Raw genomic sequence first — 17,784 nt, 5'->3', positions numbered from 1 at the left:
CATGAACGCCGCCTTGCAAACCACCACCGCCACGCCCGCCGGCATGCACCCGGACGAATGGGCCGCGCGCGTCGAGCTCGCCGCCTGCTACCGGGTCTTCGCCATGATGGGCTGGACCGAGATGATCTACAACCACATCACGCTGCGCCTGCCCGCCAGCGTCTGCGGTGACGACAAACAGTTCCTCATCAACCCCTTCGGCCTGCACTACAGCGAGGTCACCGCGCGCAACCTGGTGAAGATCAACCTGCAGGGCCAGGTGCTCGACGGTTCACCGCACCCGGTCAACCCGGCCGGCTTCACGGTGCACGCCGCCATCCACGATGGCCTGCCCGGTGCGCACTGCGTGATGCACACCCACACCACCGCCGGCGTGGCCGTCGCCTGCCTGAAGGACGGTCTGCAGCAGACCAACTTCTACACCGCGCAGCTGCACGGCATGGTGGCGTACCACACCTTCGAAGGCATCACCATCCACGCCGACGAAACACCGCGCCTGCTCAAGAGCATTGGCGACCGCCCGGCCGTGATCCTGCGCAACCACGGCCTGCTGGCCTGGGGCGCCACCCTGCCGCAGACCTTCGCCATCCTCTGGACGCTGCAGCGCGCCTGCGAGATCCAGATGGCCACGTTTTCGATGGGCGGCGCGCAGGCGGCCCTGCCGGTGCCCGAGGCCATCGCCGAAAAATGCACGCGCGACGCGCTGCAGTTCAACCCCCACCACGGCGCCGGCCGTGACGTGTTCGACGCGCTGGTCCGGCAGGTGAACCGCCTGGACCGCAGCTACCTGGAGTGAGCCCTTGACTTCTTCCCCTGACTTTCAGCGCGTGGCCATCGTCGGCGCGGGCGCCATCGGCGGCTGGCTCGGCGTGCGGCTCTCGCACACCGGTTGCATCGTGAGCGCGTTGGCGCGCGGCGAGACGCTCGCCGCCCTTCAACGCGATGGCCTGCAGCTGCACCAGGACGGCCAGCTGCAGGGCGCGCCGGTGCAGGCCGCCGCCAGCGCCGTGACCCTGGGTGTGCAGGACCTCGTGATCGTGGCCGTGAAGGCGCCCTCGCTGCCCGACCTCGCGCGTGGCATCGCGCCGCTGATCGGCCGCCACACCGTGGTACTCACCGCCATGAACGGCGTGCCCTGGTGGTTCTTCAACGGCTTTGGCGGCGAGCGCGCCGGCACGCGCCTGAAAACGGTGGACCCCGAGGGCGAGATCGAGCGTTGCATCCCGGCGCGCCACGTCATCGGCGGCGTGGTGCACGCCAGCTGCTCGGTGGACGCGCCGGGCGTGATTCGCCACCACTTCGGCAATGGCCTCATTCTTGGCGAACCTTCGGGCGAGTCGAGCGAGCGGGTGGCGGGCCTGGCCGAGCTGCTGCGGCGCGCCGGGCTCAATGCCACGGTGTCGCCGCAGATCCAGAAAGACGTCTGGTACAAGCTCTGGGGCAACATGACGGTGAACCCCGTGAGCGCGCTCACCGGCGCCACCACCGACCGCATCCTGGCCGACCCATTGGTTCGCGACTTCATCAGCCGCGTCATGCTCGAGGCCAAGGACATCGGGGCGCGCATCGGCATCCCGATCGACCAGCAGCCAGAAGACCGCCACGCGGTCACGCTCAAGCTCGGCGCGTTCAAGACCTCGATGCTGCAGGACGTGCAGGCGCACAAGCCGGTGGAGCTCGACGCCCTGGTGACCGTGGTGCGCGAACTCGGCCAGCTCACCGGCGTGCCCACGCCGTTCACCGACGCGCTGCTGGGCCTCTCGCGCCTGCAGGCGCAGACGCTGAACCTCTACCCCTCAGCCCAGTAACGCTGGGAACAGCTTCACCAGCCCGGTCGCCATCACCTCGACCGACAGCGCGGCCAGGATCAGGCCCATCAGCCGCGTCATCACGTTGATGCCGGTCTGGCCCAGGAAACGCGCGATCGGCTCGGCCAAGGTGAAGCAGATGGCGGTGGCCAAGGCGATCACCACGCCATAACCCACCAGCGCGGCGTGCTGGAGGAAGGTCTTGGCCTGGTCGGCGTAGATCACCACGGTGGACATGGTGGCCGGCCCGGTGAGCAGCGGGATCGTCAGCGGCACCACCGCGATGGAGGTGCGTGCCGAGGTGTCGCTCAGTTCCTGGTCGGTGGCCTTGGCCTCCGCCGGCCGAGCGTTCAGCATGGACAGCGCCGAGGTCAGCAGCAGCATGCCGCCGCCGACCTGGAAGCTGGCCAGCGAAATGCTGAAGAACTCCAGGATCTGCAGGCCGATGACGGCGCAGGTGGCGATCACCGCGAAGGCGCTGAAGGCCGAGATCATCACCGTGCGCCGCCGCTGCTGGCGCGAGAAACCCTGTGTGTAATGGATGAAGAAGGGCACGATCGCCAGCGGGTTGACGATCGCCAGCAGGGTGATGAGCGGCTTGAAATCCATGAGCTGGATTGTGGCCCACCCCCGCCGCGCCGTGCGCGGGGTTTACGCGGTGCCCGGCTCGCGCCTGCGGAACATTCCGTAGCCTTCCATGAACAGCACCTTGTCGCCGTGCTGGTTGAACATCTCCCAGGTGGTGCGCACCAGGCCCACGTCCAGCCGCTTGCTCATGGGGCGCTTTTCCAGGATCGTGTGCTGCAGCCGCAGCGTGTCGCCCGGGAACACCGGCTTGAGCCACTTCACGCTCTCCAGGCCGGGCGAGCCCAGGCTGGAGCTTTCGTTGAGGAAGTTGAGCACCATCAGGCGCATGGCCATGGCGCAGGTGTGCCAGCCGCTGGCGCTGAGCGCGCCGAACACCGAGGCCTTGGCGGCCTCGGCGTCGAGGTGGAAGGGCTGGGGGTCGAACTGGCGCGCGAAGGCCACCGTTTCTTCCTCGGTCGGCGTGATGGTGCCCAGGTCGCGGGTCTCGCCGACCTGCAGGTCTTCCCACCAGTACTTGATGTGCGATGTGTCTGTGTGTGTCGTGGTCATGTCAGCGTCCTCCGGAGACGTCCATCAGGGTCATGGTGGTGTAGCTTGCCGCGTCGGACAGCAGCCAGACGATGGCCTGCGCCACCTCCTCGGCCCGCCCGCCGCGCTGCATGGGCACCTGGTGCTGGAGGTCTCGCACCCGGTCGGGCAGGCCGCCCGAGGCGTGGATCTCGGTCTCGATCAGGCCCGGCCGCACCGCGTTGACGCGCACGCCCTCGCCGCCGACCTCCCGCGCCAGGCCGATGGTGAAGGCGTCGATCGCGCCCTTGGCCGCCGCGTAGTCCACGTACTGGCCGGCCGAGCCCAGGCGCGAGGCCGCGCTGGAGAGGTTCACGATGGACCCACCTTCGCCGCCGTGTTTCGTGCTCATGCGGCGCACCGCCTCGCGCGCGCACAGCATCGAGCCGATCACGTTGATGTCGAACATGCGGCGCCAGCGCGCCACGCTCATCTCGTCCACGCGGGCCGTCACGTCGACCACGCCCGCGTTGTTCACCAGGCCGTGCAGGCGGCCCAGCTTGGCGTCGATCTTCGCGAACATCGCGAGCACCTGCTCTTCGTCGGCGACGTCGGCCTGCACGCTCATGGCCGTGCCGCCCTCGGCGCGGATCGCGCGCACCACTTCGTCGGCCGCGAGCGAGTTCGCGGTGTAGTTCACCGCCACCGCCCAGCCCTGCCGCGCCGCCAGCCTGGCGGTGGCCGCGCCGATGCCGCGCCCGCCTCCGGTGACCAGCAGCGCCCGGCCTGTCATCTCAGCCATAACCCGTCTCCTGCAGAATGTGGTGGCATCGCGTACAACACGGGCTCGCCACCGAGCTTGCCATTACAACAGCGACAGGAGACCGACATGCGTCGCACAGTCGACTATTACTTCGTCCCGCAAAGCCCCTGGGCCTACCTGGGCCACGCGCGTTTTGCGGCCTTGCTGCGCGAGACCGGCACGCCCGTGCGCGTGCGGCCCATGGACCTGGGCAAGATCTTCCCGTTGTCCGGCGGACTGCCCCTGCAGAAGCGCGCGCCGCAGCGCCAGGCCTACCGCCTGCTCGAGTTGCGGCGCTTCAGCGAAGCGCTCGACATCCCCCTTCACCCCGAGCCCCGTTTTTTCCCGGTGGCGGGCGACCCCGCCGCACGGCTGATCACCGCGGTGGCCCAGCACGACGGCGACGAGGCCGCGATGCGCCTGACGGGTGCGGTGCTGGCCGCCGTCTGGGCGCAGCAGCGCGACATTGCCGACGACGCCACGCTGGCGGCCCTGCTGGCCGAGACCGGCCTGGATGCCGCGCGGCTGGCGCAGTCCCGGCAGCCGGAGGTGCAGGCGCGCTACGACGAGAACACGCAGGCCGCCATCGACCTCAACGTGTTCGGCGCGCCCAGCTACGTCATTGACGGCGAGCTGTTCTGGGGCCAGGACCGCCTCGACTTCGTGGCGCGCCGGCTGCGCGCCTGACTTTTTCAACCCGACAACAGGAGAAACACCATGGGTCAGACGATCGAACTCACCTCCGCCGACGGCTTCAAATGCCCGGCCTACGTGGCCCAGCCCAGCGGCAAGGCCAAGGGCGGCCTGGTGCTGCTGCAGGAAATCTTCGGCGTGAACTCGCACATCCGCTCGGTGGCCGACGGCTACGCGGCCGATGGGTACTTCGTGGTCGCGCCGCACACCTTCCACCGCGTGAAACCCGGTGTGGAACTCGGCTACACCGAGGCCGACATGAAGGCCGGCATGGAACTCAAGGCCGCCGTGGAAGGCCTGCCGGCACCGGGCGTGCTGCCCGACATCCAGGCGGCGATCCAGCACGCGGCGCAGGCTGGCAAGGTCGGCATCCTCGGCTACTGCTGGGGTGGCCTGCTCACCTGGCGTTCGGCCAGCGCGCTGCAAGGGCTGTCCGCCGCGGCGCCGTACTACGGAGGTGGCATGACGGTCGGTGCGGAGCTCGAGCGGCGACCCACGGTGCCGGTGATGGTGCATTTCGGCGCGCAGGACCACTGGATTTCGCTCGACACGGTGGAGGCCTTCAAGAAGGCCCAGCCGGGCGTGACGGTGCACGTGTACGACGCCAACCACGGCTTCAACTGCGACCAGCGTGGCTCGTACAACGAGGCGGCGGCCAAGCTGGCGCGCGAGCGCACGCTGGCTTTCTTCGCGCAACACCTGGGCTGATGGCTCACCCCCGGCGCGCTCCGCGCGACCCCCTTCAAGGGGGCGGTGCCAGCGGCCCGGCGAAGCCGGTTCCGCGGCACCTTTGGATGGCGCTTCTGCTGAGCGGTATCGGTCTTTGTGCTCCTGCGGTCGCGGCCGACTACAGCGGCCCGCTGTTCGACGCGCACCTGCACTACAACAACGAAGCCTGCACGCACGACACACCGGCCCCGGGCTGCCCGCACCCCATGGCCGATGTGCTGGACCGCATGCAGCGCAACGGCGTGCGCGCCGTCATCGCCAATTCGCGGCCCAACGACGGCACCAGGGCGCTGGCCAGCGCGCGCGAGCAGACCCGCAAGGCCGGCGTGGCCGTGGTGCCCTTCGTGCGCCTGTACCGCGACCGCGCCGACTACAACAACTGGTTCCGCGACCCCACCATCGTCGAGATGGTCAACGCCGAACTCCAGCGCGACACGCCCGCCGGGCCCTACCGCGGCCTGGGTGAATTCCACCTGTACGACAGCGCCAACGCCAATGGTCCGGTGGCCAAACAGCTCATGGCGCTGGCCGAGGAGAAGGACCTCGCCATCCTCGCGCACGTGGACGATGCGGCGATCGACCTGCTGATGGCCAACACGCCATCCAAGGGCCGCAAGTCGCTGCTGATCTGGGCCCACACCGGCATCGGCGGCACGCCGGTGGCGCGCGTGGACGAACTCTTCGCGCGCTACCCACGCCTGGTGGGCGAACTGTCGTACCGCCCCGGCCTGACCTGCGCCGACGGCCAGCTCTGCCCCGAATGGCGTGCGCTGCTGCTCAAATACCCGGACCGTTTCCTGATCGGCTCGGACACCTGGGTCAACCAGCGCTGGCAGTACTACGACGAGCTCATGAAGGGCTACCGCAACTGGCTTGGCGGCCTGCCGGCCGACGTGGCGCGGCGCATCGCCTGGGACAACGGCGCGAAGCTCTTTGGCGTGCCTCCACCCAACCCTTGAATCCCATGATCCAACTGCACTTCGCCCCCAGCAGCGCCGCCATGGTGCCGCACATCCTGCTCGAGGAAATCGGCGAGCCCTACGAGCGCGTGCTGGTCGACAAACAGAACGGTGGGCACAAGACGCCGGCCTACCTCGCGCTGAACCCGAACGGCCTGATCCCGGTGCTGGTCGACGGTGATCTGGTGCTGTACGAAACGGCCGCGATCTGCCTGTACCTGAGCGACACGCACCCGAAAGCCGCGTTGATGCCACCCATGGACACGCGCGACCGTGCCCATGCCTACAAGTGGCTCATGTGGCTGACCAACACGTTGCAGGCCACGCTCATCGTCTACTTCTACCCCGAGCGCTGGGCCGACGCCGGGCACACCGAGGTCGTCGCGGAAGTGCAGCGCAACGCCCAGGCCCGCGTGGGGCCGCTGCTCAACCAGCTGGATGCTGAAATCGAACGCCGTGGCGGCCCGTGGTTCATGGGCGAGCAGTTCACGCTGCTCGACGCCTATGTGTTCACGCTGTGCCGCTGGACGCGCAACTTCCCCAGCGCACCGGCGCGGGACCGCCAGCACCTGGGCCCGTACCTGCAGCGCATGCTGGCAAGGCCGTCGGTGCAGCGGGTGCTGGCCAACGAAGGCCTGGTCGAACCCTACGTGTAGGGCTCAGCGCGCGGTGCGCGCCAGGTAGCGCTTGCGCCAGAACACCACGCCCAGCACCGCCGCCGTGAAGGCCATGGAGCCGATGGCCCACCAGAAGCCGGTCTGCTGGTGCAGCAGCGGGATGAACTGGAAGTTCATGCCGAAGATGCCCGCGATCAGGTTCAGTGGCAGGAAGATGGCGGTCAGCGCGGTGAGCGTGCGCATGATGTCGTTGGTGCGGTTGCTCTGCGCCGAGAAGTGCATCTGCACCGCGGTTTCCGCGTTCTGCTCCAGCCGGCGCACGTGGTGCACCACGCGCTCGATGTGCTCGAGCACGTCGCGCGAGCGCACCTTGAGCAGCTCCAGCCCGCGTTGCCCGCCGATGGAGGCGTTGGGCTCCCAGGTGGCCAGGTTCTCGTTCCAGTCCTGGATGGCCGAACGCTGGTCCTCACAGATCTCGTCGAGCTGGTGCAGCGAGATGCGCGCGTCCAGCAGCGAGCCCCAGTTGCTGAAGCGGGCCTTGGGCATCAGCAGCTCGGTCTGCCAATGATCGAGCTGGCGCGTAAGCTCGCGGCGCAGCGCGAGGTAGCCGTCGACCATCTGGTTGACGATGCGCAGCATCAGGTCGGCCGGGCTGGGCGGCAGGTGCACGCCGGCCGCGCGCGAAGCGGCGGTGGCGGCCGAGAGCAGCCGTGTGGCGTACTGTTCCAGCGCCTGGCAGCCGACCGGGTGCACCGTGAGCAGCACGCGGTCGAACACCGCGAAGCCGACGGGGCTGGTGTCGATGCGCCGCAGCACAGGCGGGCCGCCTCGTTTGACGGACCGGGTGAGCACCTCGCCGGGGTGGGCGAGGTCGGTCTCGCTGTGGCCGGCGGCCAGCCGGCGGAACACCAGGATGTCGTACTGCGAGGTGTAGTCGTAGTGCGAGGGCAGCTGGTTGTTGAGCAGGTCGGAAATGTGCAGATCCACCAGCGTCATGCCGCAGAGCACCTGCAGGGTGGACTGCACCGCGCCTTGCTCCACCTCGAACTCGCGCCGCCCGCAGGCAATCCAGATGTAGCCTTTCTCTGGCAGCACCATGGGCAGGGTGGCGGATTCGCTCACCGAGCCGGGCAGGACGTGGAAGATGCGCATGGCAGGTCGCGCGGTCAGCCGCGCAGCAGGCGCGCCGCGTCGCGCGCGAAGTAGGTGAGCACACCGTCGGCGCCCGCGCGCTTGAAGGCCAGCAGGCTTTCCATCATCACCGCGTCGTGGTCCAGCCAGCCGTTGAGGGCGGCGGCCTTGAGCATGGCGTACTCGCCGCTGACCTGGTAGGCGAAGGTCGGCACGCCGAACTCGTCCTTGACCCGGCGCACGATGTCCAGGTAGGGCATGCCGGGTTTGACCATCACCATGTCGGCGCCTTCGGCCAGGTCCAGCGCCACCTCGCGCAGGGCTTCGTTGGAGTTGCCCGGATCCATCTGGTAGACCTTCTTGTCGGCCTTGCCCAGGTTGGTGGCCGAGCCGACCGCGTCGCGGAACGGGCCATAGAAGGCGCTGGCGTACTTGGCGCTGTAGGCCATGATGCGCGTGTGGACCAGGCCGTTGCCTTCGAGGGCGGTGCGGATGGCGCCGATGCGCCCGTCCATCATGTCGCTGGGTGCGACCATGTCCACGCCCGCCTGCGCCTGCGTCAGGGCCTGTTTCACCAGGATCTCCACCGTGGGGTCGTTCAGGATGTAGTTGTGCTCGTCGAGCACGCCGTCCTGCCCGTGGCTCGTGTAGGGGTCCAGCGCCACGTCGGTCATCACACCGAGCTGCGGGAAGCGCTTCTTCAGCTCACGCACCACGCGCGGCACCAGCCCGTCGGGATTCAGGGCCTCCTGGCCGTCCGGCGTCTTGAGCGACTGGTCGATCACCGGGAACAGCGCCATGGCGGGAATGCCCAGCGCCACGCAGTCCTCGGCGACCGGCAACAGGAGGTCCAGGCTCAGGCGCTCCACGCCCGGCATCGAGGCCACGGCTTCGCGGCGGTTCTGGCCATCCAGCACGAACACCGGGTAGATCAGGTCGGCCGGGCTGAGGCGGTGCTCACGCACCAGGTCGCGGGAAAAGGCATCCCGGCGCAGGCGACGGGGGCGGCTGTGAGGGTAGGGGGCGGGGGCGTGCATGCGCGTATTGTGGCAAACGCCCCTTTTCGCCGTATGAAGGTCGCCGCGACGCGGCTTTCCCGGCTGAACTGGGAAAGTTGACAGGGGGCAGGGCGCCCGAAAATGCGCCGCAGGTGTGGTGAACTCCACGGTAAGAAGAAAATACTGGTCTCCGAGAGGCTGCCATCCAGCGTGTCACCCGCTATTCTTCAGTCAACACATCTTGTTACTGATCCGCGGGAGACCCTGCGCACCACCAGTCCGCCCATGTTGACCACCAAAAAGCCCTCTTCGCACAGCTTTGCCAACACCAAGCCCAGCGCCAGCGAGCCCGAATCGTGGTCGCTGGACGAGCATTGGCCGACCCTGTTGTCCGGCTTGGCCGATCAGGTCACGGAAGGGGTGAGTGCACTGCAGAACACCATCGATCTCCTGCTGAGCAAGGGCACCATCAGCCGGCAGGAGCACCGGGCACTGAGCATCCCGGCCGAGCGAATCAAGCAGTCCGGCGTCAGCGCGCAGCAGATCCACCGCTTCTATGGCGGGCGCATCCGGCAATCGCACGAAAAGGTGGGCATGGCCGACCTGGTGGAGGGCGTGCTGCAGGAACGCAAGAAGGAATTTGCCGTGCTGGGCATCGAGATGCGGCGCAAGCTCAAGCCGGTCGAGGTGCTGGTGGACCCGACCGTGGCCCACACCTTCGTCAACGCCGTGCTCGACTGGGGGTTGCCGTTCGGCAGTCGCATGGACGTTCGCATGGACACCAATGCCTGGCCGCGGCACGCCCGGTTGCAGTTGCGCGTCTCCAACGACGGCGCACCCCCGTCGAGCCACGCGTCGACGGACAGCCTGAGCTGGCTGCTGGTGCGCCAGATCGCGCTCGCGGCCGGCGGCATCGAAATCGACCGCCAGGTCACCGACGATGGCGTGAACTTCACCGCCCTGTTCAGCCGCACGGTGCAGGCGGTGGACGGCATCTCGGCCGTGGACCTCTCGGACGACCATTCCTCGATGTTCAAATCGCTGTCCGGCGTGTATGTGCTGACCATCTCGCCCACGCTGCAGATCCGCGCCGATGTGCGCGACGCCTTGCGCGAGATCGGCATCGGTTCGGACAGCGTGGTCGACTTCCGGCAGGCGCGCGAGGCGATCCTTTCCCGCATGCCCAACCTCATCGTCGTGGATGCCGGGATCAAGGACGAAGGCTTTGATCAGTTCCGCCGCGAACTGCTGCGCGAAGTGTTGGAGTTCCCCTTCGTCGAGATCTCGCCGGACGACAGCTCGTTCGACATGTCGGGCTTTGGTGAGTTCTCCATGGCCAAGGTGGGGCGGGGTAACATCCGCGAAGCCCTGGGCACGGCGGTGATGTTTGAACTCGCCAAAATGATGTGACCTGTTCCGCCTACAACAAAAAATCGAACAGAACAATGTCAGAACTGACAGGTCCTCTTGGTTTCCGCCTGTTCTTGGTGTAATATTTCTGTCGAGCCTGCCGAAAGGTCGGCTCCCCGCTTTTCCTCCCTGAGCGGGTGCCTTAGTGTGTGACAGCAAAAAGGCTTCCTGACCCGGCCCGAAAGGCCGGGTTTTTTTTGCCCTGTCAATTCTGGCGATTTGACCGCCTCGGCCCGCTCCCTGAAGCCCCGGGGCTACACTGCCCGGATGCTCTGGGTCAAGTCCTTCCACATCGTTTTCGTGGCCAGCTGGTTTGCCGGCTTGTTCTACCTTCCGCGCATCTTCGTGAACCTGGCGATGGTGCCTCCCGAGAGCGTCGCGGAGCGTGAGCGCCTGCTTCTGATGGCGCGCAAACTGATGCGTTTCACCACCATTCTGGCGGTGCCAGCCCTGGCCCTGGGTCTGTGGCTCTGGCTGGGCTACGGCATTGGACGGGGGGCGGGCAACGGCTGGATGCACGCCAAGCTTGTCGCGGTCGTCCTCATCCTGGGTTATCACCATGCCTGCGGCCTGCTGTTGCGCCGGTTCGTGCAAGGCGCCCAGCGGCGCAGCCACGTCTGGTACCGCTGGTTCAACGAAGTGCCCGTGATCCTGCTGGTGGCCGTGGTGGTGCTGGTGGTGGTCAAGCCCTTCTGACGCTTTGAAAACCCGGTCCTCCGCCTGGCCGCTGGCACTGTTGTTTGCCTGCGTGGTGGTGTACGCCAGCCTGTACCCGTTCACGGGATGGCGCGTGCAGGGCGTGTCGCCGTTGGCCTTCCTGTGGGCGCCATTGCCGCAGTACTGGACCGGTTTCGACGTGGCCTCCAACCTGCTGGGCTACGCCCCCCTGGGATTTCTGTTGAGCCTGGCGATGCTGCGATCGGGCTGGGGGCGGTGGGCCTGGTGGTTGGCGTTCGGGGTGCCGGCGTTGTTGTCCCTGGCGGTGGAGACTCTGCAGAACTACCTGCCGATGCGGGTGCCGTCCAATGTCGACTTCGTGCTCAACAGCGCTGGCGCGGCCCTCGGCGCTGCCTGTGCCTGGGGATTGGAGCGCCTGGGGGTGCTGCGCCACTGGAGCCAGTTTCGCGCCAACTGGTTCGAGCCCTCGGCCCACGGCAGCCTGGTGCTTCTGGCGCTCTGGCCGTTTGCGCTGCTCTACCCGCTGTCGGTGCCGTTTGGTCTGGGCCAGGTCTGGGATCGGCTGGAGGCTGGGCTGGTGCTGTTGCTGGAGGACACCCCTTTCCTGACCTGGGTGCCCGTGCGCCTGGAAGCTCCCGACCCGCTCAGCCCGCTGGCCGAAGCCTTCTGCATTTCGCTGTGCTTGCTGTCGCCTTTGCTGATGGGGTTTGCCGAAATGCGATCGGTGCTGCGCCGGGTCTTCTTCCTGCTGATGTTCTTTCTGGCCGCGGCGGGCGCGGCGGGCCTGTCGGCCGCCCTGACCTATGGGCCATCCCATGCCTGGGCGTGGGTCAGCCCGCAGGCCACCATGGGCCTGGTCATGGCGGCGCTGCTGGGCCTGGCGATGCTGTGGCTCCCGCGCCGGTTGTGCAACGTGGTGATGCTGCTGACCCTGGCGGTGTCGCTGACGCTCCTCAACCTCGCGCCCGACAGCCCTTACTTCGCGCAGTCGCTGGAAGTCTGGGAGCAGGGGCGCTTCATCCGTTTCCACGGAATTTCGCAGTGGCTGGGGTGGCTGTGGCCATTCGCCGCCCTGATCTTCGGCCTGCGCATGGTGGCGCGTGCACCGCTGGCCTCGGAGCGGACCACTAAAATTCCGCCATGAGCGAAAACAAGTCCTACTACGAGCGGCACATCTTCTTCTGCCTCAATCAGCGGGAAGGTGGCGAGGCCTCGTGCGCCCAGCACCGGGCGCAGGCCGCATTCGATCGCTGCAAGTCGCAGGCCAAGGCGCTGGGCCTGTCGGGCGTGGGCAAGGTGCGCGTCAACAAGGCGGGATGCCTGGACCGCTGTGCCGGCGGCCCAATCGCCGTCGTGTACCCCGAGGCGGTCTGGTACAGCTACGTGGATGAGCACGACATCGATGAAATTGTGCAATCGCACCTGCGCGATGGTGTGGTGGTGCAACGCCTGCTGACGCCACCGGACGTGGGGCGCTGAGGCGCGATGAACGCACAAACCGAGTTTCTGTCGATCGTTGGCCCCGCGGGCCAGCTGGAGCTGGCGATCGACCGCCCAACGGAAGCGGTGCGAGGCACCGCCGTGATTGCCCACCCCCACCCCTTGCACGGCGGCACGCTGACCAACAAGGTCGTCCAGACCCTGGCGCGGGCCTGCGTGCAAGCCGGCTGGACCGCAGTGCGCTTCAACTTTCGCGGAGTCGGCCAGAGCGAGGGTGTCTACGACGAGGGGCGCGGCGAGCTCGACGACCTGATGGCGGTGATCGAGGCGCAGGCGCCAAGCGGCCCACTGTGCCTGGCCGGCTTTTCGTTCGGCTCCTTCGTGACCTGCCATGCCGCCGCCCGGCTGCACGGCGCGCGGGACATCCAGCACCTGGTGCTGATCGGGACTGCAGCCAGCCGTTTCGAGGTGGCGCCGGTGGCGGCGGAACTTCATGCCCGCACGCTGGTCGTTCATGGCGAGCAGGACGACACGGTGCCCTTGTCGTCCGTCATGGACTGGGCCCGCCCCCAATCGCTGCCGGTGCTGGTGGTGCCTGGTGGCGGCCATTTCTTCCACGGCCAGCTCCCGTTGTTGCGGGAGTTGGTGCTGCGTCACCTGCGGGCCTGACCGCTCGCGGGTTCTCTTGTTTTTCCCTTTGAAGGACCGGATTTTGTTGCGTCGTCTCTTTTCCCGTTTTCTGTTGTGCCTGTCCCTCGGTGTGACGGTGCCCGCGCTGGCGCAGATGCCCGCCCCGCCCGAGGTGGCCGCGCGCGCCTACCTGCTGCTGGACGCGACCTCCGGCCAAGTGCTCGCCTCCAAGGATCCGGACCAGGCGGTCGAGCCCGCGTCGCTGACCAAGCTCATGACCGCCTACCTGGTGTTCGATGCGCTCAAGGCCGGCAAGATCAGCCTCACGCAGACCTTTGGTGTGAGCGAGCGCGCCTGGAAGATGCCCGGCTCGCGCATGTTCATCGACCCCAAGATGCAGGTGCCGGTGGAAGACCTGATCAAGGGCATGATCGTGCAGTCTGGCAACGATGCGACGGTGGCGCTCGCCGAGGGCGTGGCCGGGTCGGTCGAGCGCTTCGTGCAACTCATGAACGAACAGGCCAAGGCGCTGGGCATGGCGTCCACCACCTACCGCAACGTGGAAGGCCTCACCGAAGCTGGTCACACCACGACCGCGCGCGACCTGGCCACGCTGGCCACGCGCCTGATGGCCGACTTCCCCCAGTACGTGCCGTACTACGCCATCCAGCGCTACCGCTACCCGGGCACGCCCGCGGCCAACGACACCAACCGCAACCTGCTGCTGTTTCGCGACCCGAGCGTAGACGGCCTGAAAACCGGGCACACCAACGCGGCTGGCTATTGCTTGGTCGCCACCGCGCGCCGGCAGGTGCCTGGCCTGGGTGAGGGTGCTCAAGGGCAGCGGCGCCTGATCAGCGTGCTGCTGGGTGCATCGAGTGAAAACGCCCGCGCCGCCGAAAGCCAGAAGCTGCTCAACTGGGGCTACACGGCATTCGATGCCGTGCGCCTGATCCCCGTTGGCCAGCCGGTGGCGACGCCCCGCATCTGGAAGGGCAAGGCCGATCAGGTCCGCCTGGGCCGGGCCGAAGGCGTGGTCGTGTCGGTGCCCGCGGGCGAGGGTGCCAAGCTCAAGTCCGAGGTGGTTCGCCCCGATCCGCTGGTGGCGCCCCTGATGAAGGGTCAGTCCGTCGGCACGTTGCGCGTGACCACCGCCGGTGGCGCCACGGTGGCCGAAATCCCATTGACCGTGCTCGAGACGGTTGAGGAAAGCGGCATCTTCGGCCGCGCCTGGGACGCGATCCGCCTCTGGATCCAGTGACGCTTCGAGCTCCACGGCCCTTCCGAAGGGCTTGCGTTGTCAGAAAATCGGCTGCGTGCTACAGTAGAGGGCTTTTCGGAATCTTCCGAGGAGTTTTCGTTTTCGCTTTTTTCAAACGTTTAGGGACGTTTTAATGCCAACCATCAATCAACTCGTGCGCCACGGCCGGGAGGTCGAAAAGACCAAATCCAAGAGCCCGGCCATGGAAAACTCTCCGCAGCGTCGCGGCGTGTGCACCCGTGTGTACACCACGACCCCCAAGAAGCCCAACTCCGCTCTGCGCAAGGTTGCCAAAGTGCGCCTGACCAACGGTTTTGAGGTGATCTCCTACATCGGCGGTGAAGGCCACAACCTCCAGGAACACAGCGTCGTGCTGGTCCGTGGCGGTCGTGTCAAGGACTTGCCCGGTGTGCGTTACCACATCGTGCGCGGTTCGCTCGATCTGCAAGGCGTGAAAGACCGCAAGCAGTCGCGCTCCAAGTACGGTGCCAAGCGCCCCAAGAAGGCCTGATCGTTCGAAATTTCCGGTGTTTGTTCTGCCTGGCAGGTGGTTCAAGCGCAGTGGCCCACAACACGGAATGGTCCGTGCGGGTCGAGTAAGTGAGAGTTTTTGCATGACTCTCGCGGCCCCTGAAAAGGTGCCAACTGAAGCAATATGAGGTGAAAAAATGCCACGTCGTCGCGAAGTCCCTAAACGTGAAATCCTGCCGGACCCCAAGTTCGGCAATGTCGAGCTCTCCAAGTTCATGAACGTGATCATGGAAGGCGGCAAGAAGGCTGTTGCCGAGCGCATCATTTACGGTGCGCTGGAGCAGATCGAGAAGAAGAGCGGCAAAGATCCGGTCGAAATCTTCTCGGTCGCCATCAACAACGTCAAGCCCATGGTGGAAGTGAAATCCCGCCGCGTGGGTGGTGCCAACTACCAGGTGCCGGTCGAAGTCCGGCCCGTGCGTCGTCTGGCCCTTTCCATGCGCTGGATCAAAGAGGCTGCCCGCAAGCGCAGCGAGAAGTCCATGGCCCTGCGTCTGGCCAACGAACTGATCGAAGCCACCGAAGGCCGTGGCGGCGCCATGAAGCGGCGTGATGAAGTGCACCGCATGGCCGAGGCCAACAAGGCCTTCAGCCACTTCCGCTTCTGATCCGGGCTGCCGTCCAGTAGAGCATCCAGAACCGAGAGCCCGCATTCCCTGAATCAGGGGAGCGGGCTCGTCCCCTTTTCGGAGTATTTCCATGTCCCGCACCACGCCCCTTGAGCGTTATCGCAACATCGGTATTTCCGCGCACATCGATGCCGGCAAGACCACCACCACCGAACGCATCCTGTTCTACACCGGTGTGAACCACAAGATCGGCGAGGTTCATGATGGCGCCGCCACCATGGACTGGATGGAGCAGGAGCAAGAGCGTGGCATCACGATCACCTCGGCTGCCACCACGTGCTTCTGGAAGGGCATGGACCTGTCCTACCCCGAACACCGCTTCAACATCATCGACACCCCCGGCCACGTGGACTTCACCATCGAGGTGGAGCGTTCCATGCGCGTGCTGGACGGTGCCTGCATGGTCTACTGTGCCGTGGGCGGCGTGCAGCCCCAGTCGGAAACCGTCTGGCGCCAGGCCAACAAGTACAAGGTGCCCCGTCTGGCGTTCGTCAACAAGATGGACCGGACCGGTGCCAACTTCTTCAAGGTCTATGACCAGATGCGTCTGCGCCTGAAGGCCAACCCGGTGCCGATCGTGATCCCGATCGGCGCTGAAGACAACTTCAAGGGCGTGGTCGACCTCATCAAGATGAAGGCAATCATCTGGGACGAAGCGTCCCAGGGCATGAAGTTCGAGTTCCAGGACATCCCGGCCGAACTGCAGGCGCAAGCCGAGGAGTGGCGCGAGAAGATGATCGAAGCCGCTGCTGAATCCAGCGAAGAACTGATGAACAAGTACCTTGAGGAAGGCAACCTGACGGAAGCCGAAATCAAGCAGGGCATCCGTGCGCGCACGCTGGCCACCGAAATCCAGCCGATGCTGTGCGGCACCGCGTTCAAGAACAAGGGCGTGCAGCGCATGCTCGACGCCGTGATCGACTTCCTGCCTTCGCCGGTGGACATTCCTCCCGTGGGCGGCACCGATGACAACGAGGAGCCTACCTCGCGCAAGGCTTCCGACGACGAGAAGCTGTCCGCCCTGGCGTTCAAGCTGATGACCGACCCGTACGTGGGCCAGCTCACGTTCGTGCGGGTGTACTCCGGTGTGCTCAAGAAGGGCGACTCGGTCTATAACCCGGTCAAGGGCAAGAAGGAACGCATCGGTCGTATCGTGCAGATGCATGCCAACAACCGCCTGGAAGTGGAAGAAATCCGCGCCGGCGACATCGCTGCCTGCGTGGGCCTCAAGGACGTGACCACGGGTGAGACCCTGTGCGATCCGGACGCCATCATCATGCTCGAGCGCATGGTCTTCCCCGAGCCCGTCATCGCGCAGGCCGTGGAACCCAAGACCAAGGCCGACCAGGAAAAGATGGGCATTGCGCTGCAACGCCTGGCCTCCGAAGATCCCTCGTTCCGCGTCAAGACCGACGAAGAGTCCGGCCAGACCATCATCTCCGGCATGGGCGAGCTGCACCTGGAAATCATTGTCGACCGCATGAAGCGCGAATTCGGCGTGGAAGCCAACGTCGGCAAGCCGCAAGTGGCCTACCGCGAAACCATCCGCAAGAGCGTGGACGAAGCCGAAGGCAAGTTCGTGCGCCAGTCGGGCGGTAAGGGTCAGTACGGACACGTGGTGTTCAAGATCGAACCCAACGAAGCTGGCAAGGGCTTCGAGTTCGTGGACGCCATCAAGGGCGGCGTGGTGCCGCGCGAGTACATCCCGGCGGTGGAAAAGGGCGTGATCGAGGCGCTCAACGCCGGCGTGCTGGCGGGCTTCCCCGTGGTGGACGTCAAGGTCACGCTGCACTTCGGTTCGTACCACGACGTGGACTCGTCCGAAATGGCGTTCAAGATGGCCGCCATCTTCGGCTTCAAGGAAGGTTGCAAGAAGGCCAGCCCGGTCATCCTGGAACCCATGATGGCCGTGGAAGTGGAAACGCCTGAAGACTACGCCGGCAACGTGATGGGCGATCTGTCCAGCCGTCGTGGCATGGTGCAGGGCATGGAAGACATGGTCGGTGGCGGCAAGGCCATCAAGGCCGAAGTGCCCCTGTCCGAAATGTTCGGCTACTCGACCACGCTGCGCTCGATGTCGCAAGGCCGCGCCACGTACACGATGGAGTTCAAGCACTACTCCGAAGCGCCGCGCAACGTGTCCGAAGCCATCGTGGCTGCACGCGCGAAGTAAATACCTTGGGGGTGGGGCGCTTTCGGGCGCGCTGTCCCCAATTGATCAGCCGGTCTGCGACCATGCGCCGCCCTGTTCCCGTGCGGGGCGATCCAGCAGTGTGGTGCAGACCTTAAACCGTGACACGGGTTTGTTCTTTAGGAATTGAAAAATGGCAAAAGAGAAATTTGAGCGGACCAAGCCGCACGTGAACGTGGGCA

Annotated in this window: 20 protein-coding genes; 15 read left to right on the top strand and 5 right to left on the bottom strand. The window is 66.2% G+C overall.

Translation table 11 applies throughout. The annotated features are described in order from the left end of the window. Position 1 precedes the first annotated feature (1 nt). Positions 2–796 carry a class II aldolase/adducin family protein gene (locus tag ACODTB_RS10110; protein ID WP_291116110.1) on the top strand — a complete coding sequence of 265 codons (795 nt, stop codon included), beginning with the start codon at positions 2–4 and terminating at the stop codon, positions 794–796. Positions 797–800: 4 nt separating this feature from the next. Next, positions 801–1,808, top strand: coding sequence for a 2-dehydropantoate 2-reductase (locus tag ACODTB_RS10105; RefSeq protein WP_291116114.1), 1,008 nt, complete (start codon positions 801–803; stop codon positions 1,806–1,808). On the opposite strand, the gene ACODTB_RS10100 is transcribed toward ACODTB_RS10105, so the two are convergent. The 3 genes from ACODTB_RS10100 to ACODTB_RS10090 are packed head-to-tail and all read right to left on the bottom strand — an operon-like array spanning position 1,797 to position 3,696. After that, positions 1,797–2,417, bottom strand: a complete 621-nt coding sequence (locus ACODTB_RS10100) for a MarC family protein (protein WP_291116117.1) — start codon at positions 2,415–2,417, stop codon at positions 1,797–1,799. The two genes, ACODTB_RS10105 and ACODTB_RS10100, sit on opposite strands and share 12 nt — an antisense overlap. 42 nt (positions 2,418–2,459) lie before the next feature. After that, a complete protein-coding gene (locus ACODTB_RS10095; RefSeq protein WP_291116120.1) occupies positions 2,460–2,945 on the bottom strand; it encodes a MaoC family dehydratase in 486 nt (161 codons plus the stop codon). A gap of 1 nt (position 2,946) precedes the next feature. Next, the gene (locus ACODTB_RS10090) at positions 2,947–3,696 is read right to left on the bottom strand and encodes an SDR family oxidoreductase (protein ID WP_291116167.1); all 750 of its coding nucleotides are present in this window, start codon (positions 3,694–3,696) and stop codon (positions 2,947–2,949) included. Between the two features lie 96 nt (positions 3,697–3,792). Here ACODTB_RS10090 and ACODTB_RS10085 point away from each other — a divergent pair, with 96 nt between their 5' ends. From ACODTB_RS10085 to ACODTB_RS10070, 4 genes are all read left to right on the top strand, one after another. After that, positions 3,793–4,392, top strand: coding sequence for a 2-hydroxychromene-2-carboxylate isomerase (locus ACODTB_RS10085; RefSeq protein ID WP_291116123.1), 600 nt, complete (start codon positions 3,793–3,795; stop codon positions 4,390–4,392). Between the two features lie 30 nt (positions 4,393–4,422). Further along, positions 4,423–5,106 (top strand): dienelactone hydrolase family protein, encoded by a 684-nt coding sequence (locus tag ACODTB_RS10080; RefSeq protein ID WP_291116126.1) that lies wholly within the window; start codon positions 4,423–4,425, stop codon positions 5,104–5,106. Positions 5,107–5,192: 86 nt separating this feature from the next. Further along, the gene (locus ACODTB_RS10075) at positions 5,193–6,086 is read left to right on the top strand and encodes an amidohydrolase family protein (RefSeq protein WP_291116129.1); all 894 of its coding nucleotides are present in this window, start codon (positions 5,193–5,195) and stop codon (positions 6,084–6,086) included. Between the two features lie 5 nt (positions 6,087–6,091). Next, positions 6,092–6,742 (top strand): glutathione S-transferase family protein, encoded by a 651-nt coding sequence (locus ACODTB_RS10070; RefSeq protein ID WP_291116132.1) that lies wholly within the window; start codon positions 6,092–6,094, stop codon positions 6,740–6,742. 3 nt (positions 6,743–6,745) lie between these two features. Here the strand turns inward: ACODTB_RS10070 and ACODTB_RS10065 are convergent, their stop codons facing one another. After that, positions 6,746–7,855, bottom strand: a complete 1,110-nt coding sequence (locus ACODTB_RS10065) for a magnesium transporter CorA family protein (RefSeq protein WP_291116135.1) — start codon at positions 7,853–7,855, stop codon at positions 6,746–6,748. Positions 7,856–7,869: 14 nt separating this feature from the next. Beyond that, positions 7,870–8,871: a porphobilinogen synthase gene (hemB, locus tag ACODTB_RS10060; RefSeq protein ID WP_291116138.1), complete on the bottom strand. Its 1,002-nt coding sequence runs from the start codon at positions 8,869–8,871 to the stop codon at positions 7,870–7,872. Between the two features lie 246 nt (positions 8,872–9,117). On the opposite strand from hemB, the gene ACODTB_RS10055 reads away from it, so the two are divergent. From ACODTB_RS10055 to fusA, 9 genes are all read left to right on the top strand, one after another. Beyond that, positions 9,118–10,242 carry a hypothetical protein gene (locus ACODTB_RS10055; RefSeq protein ID WP_488929282.1) on the top strand — a complete coding sequence of 375 codons (1,125 nt, stop codon included), beginning with the start codon at positions 9,118–9,120 and terminating at the stop codon, positions 10,240–10,242. Positions 10,243–10,509: 267 nt separating this feature from the next. Continuing rightward, on the top strand, positions 10,510–10,938 hold the full coding sequence (locus ACODTB_RS10050) for a CopD family protein (RefSeq protein WP_291116169.1): 429 nt from the start codon (positions 10,510–10,512) through the stop codon (positions 10,936–10,938). A 4-nt stretch (positions 10,939–10,942) separates the two neighbouring features. Next, entirely contained in the window at positions 10,943–12,064 is a 1,122-nt protein-coding gene (locus ACODTB_RS10045) for a VanZ family protein (protein ID WP_291116145.1), read from the top strand. Further along, a complete protein-coding gene (locus ACODTB_RS10040) occupies positions 12,061–12,399 on the top strand; it encodes a (2Fe-2S) ferredoxin domain-containing protein (RefSeq protein WP_291116148.1) in 339 nt (112 codons plus the stop codon). Before ACODTB_RS10045 ends, ACODTB_RS10040 begins: the two co-directional genes overlap by 4 nt. Before the next feature lie 6 nt (positions 12,400–12,405). Next, on the top strand, positions 12,406–13,029 hold the full coding sequence (locus tag ACODTB_RS10035) for an alpha/beta hydrolase (RefSeq protein ID WP_291116151.1): 624 nt from the start codon (positions 12,406–12,408) through the stop codon (positions 13,027–13,029). A gap of 115 nt (positions 13,030–13,144) precedes the next feature. Further along, positions 13,145–14,251, top strand: coding sequence for a D-alanyl-D-alanine carboxypeptidase family protein (locus ACODTB_RS10030; protein WP_291116171.1), 1,107 nt, complete (start codon positions 13,145–13,147; stop codon positions 14,249–14,251). A 133-nt stretch (positions 14,252–14,384) separates the two neighbouring features. Continuing rightward, the gene (rpsL, locus tag ACODTB_RS10025; protein WP_068169701.1) at positions 14,385–14,762 is read left to right on the top strand and encodes a 30S ribosomal protein S12; all 378 of its coding nucleotides are present in this window, start codon (positions 14,385–14,387) and stop codon (positions 14,760–14,762) included. A gap of 157 nt (positions 14,763–14,919) precedes the next feature. After that, complete coding sequence (gene rpsG / locus ACODTB_RS10020) at positions 14,920–15,390, top strand: 30S ribosomal protein S7 (protein ID WP_137918320.1); 471 nt, start codon at positions 14,920–14,922, stop codon at positions 15,388–15,390. Between the two features lie 91 nt (positions 15,391–15,481). Continuing rightward, positions 15,482–17,584 carry an elongation factor G gene (fusA, locus tag ACODTB_RS10015; RefSeq protein ID WP_291116159.1) on the top strand — a complete coding sequence of 701 codons (2,103 nt, stop codon included), beginning with the start codon at positions 15,482–15,484 and terminating at the stop codon, positions 17,582–17,584. The last annotated feature ends 200 nt before the right edge of the window (positions 17,585–17,784 follow it).

The sequence above is a fragment of the Hydrogenophaga sp. FG152 genome, assembly GCF_057809615.1.
This window is presented reverse-complemented; position numbering and strand designations above follow the sequence as displayed.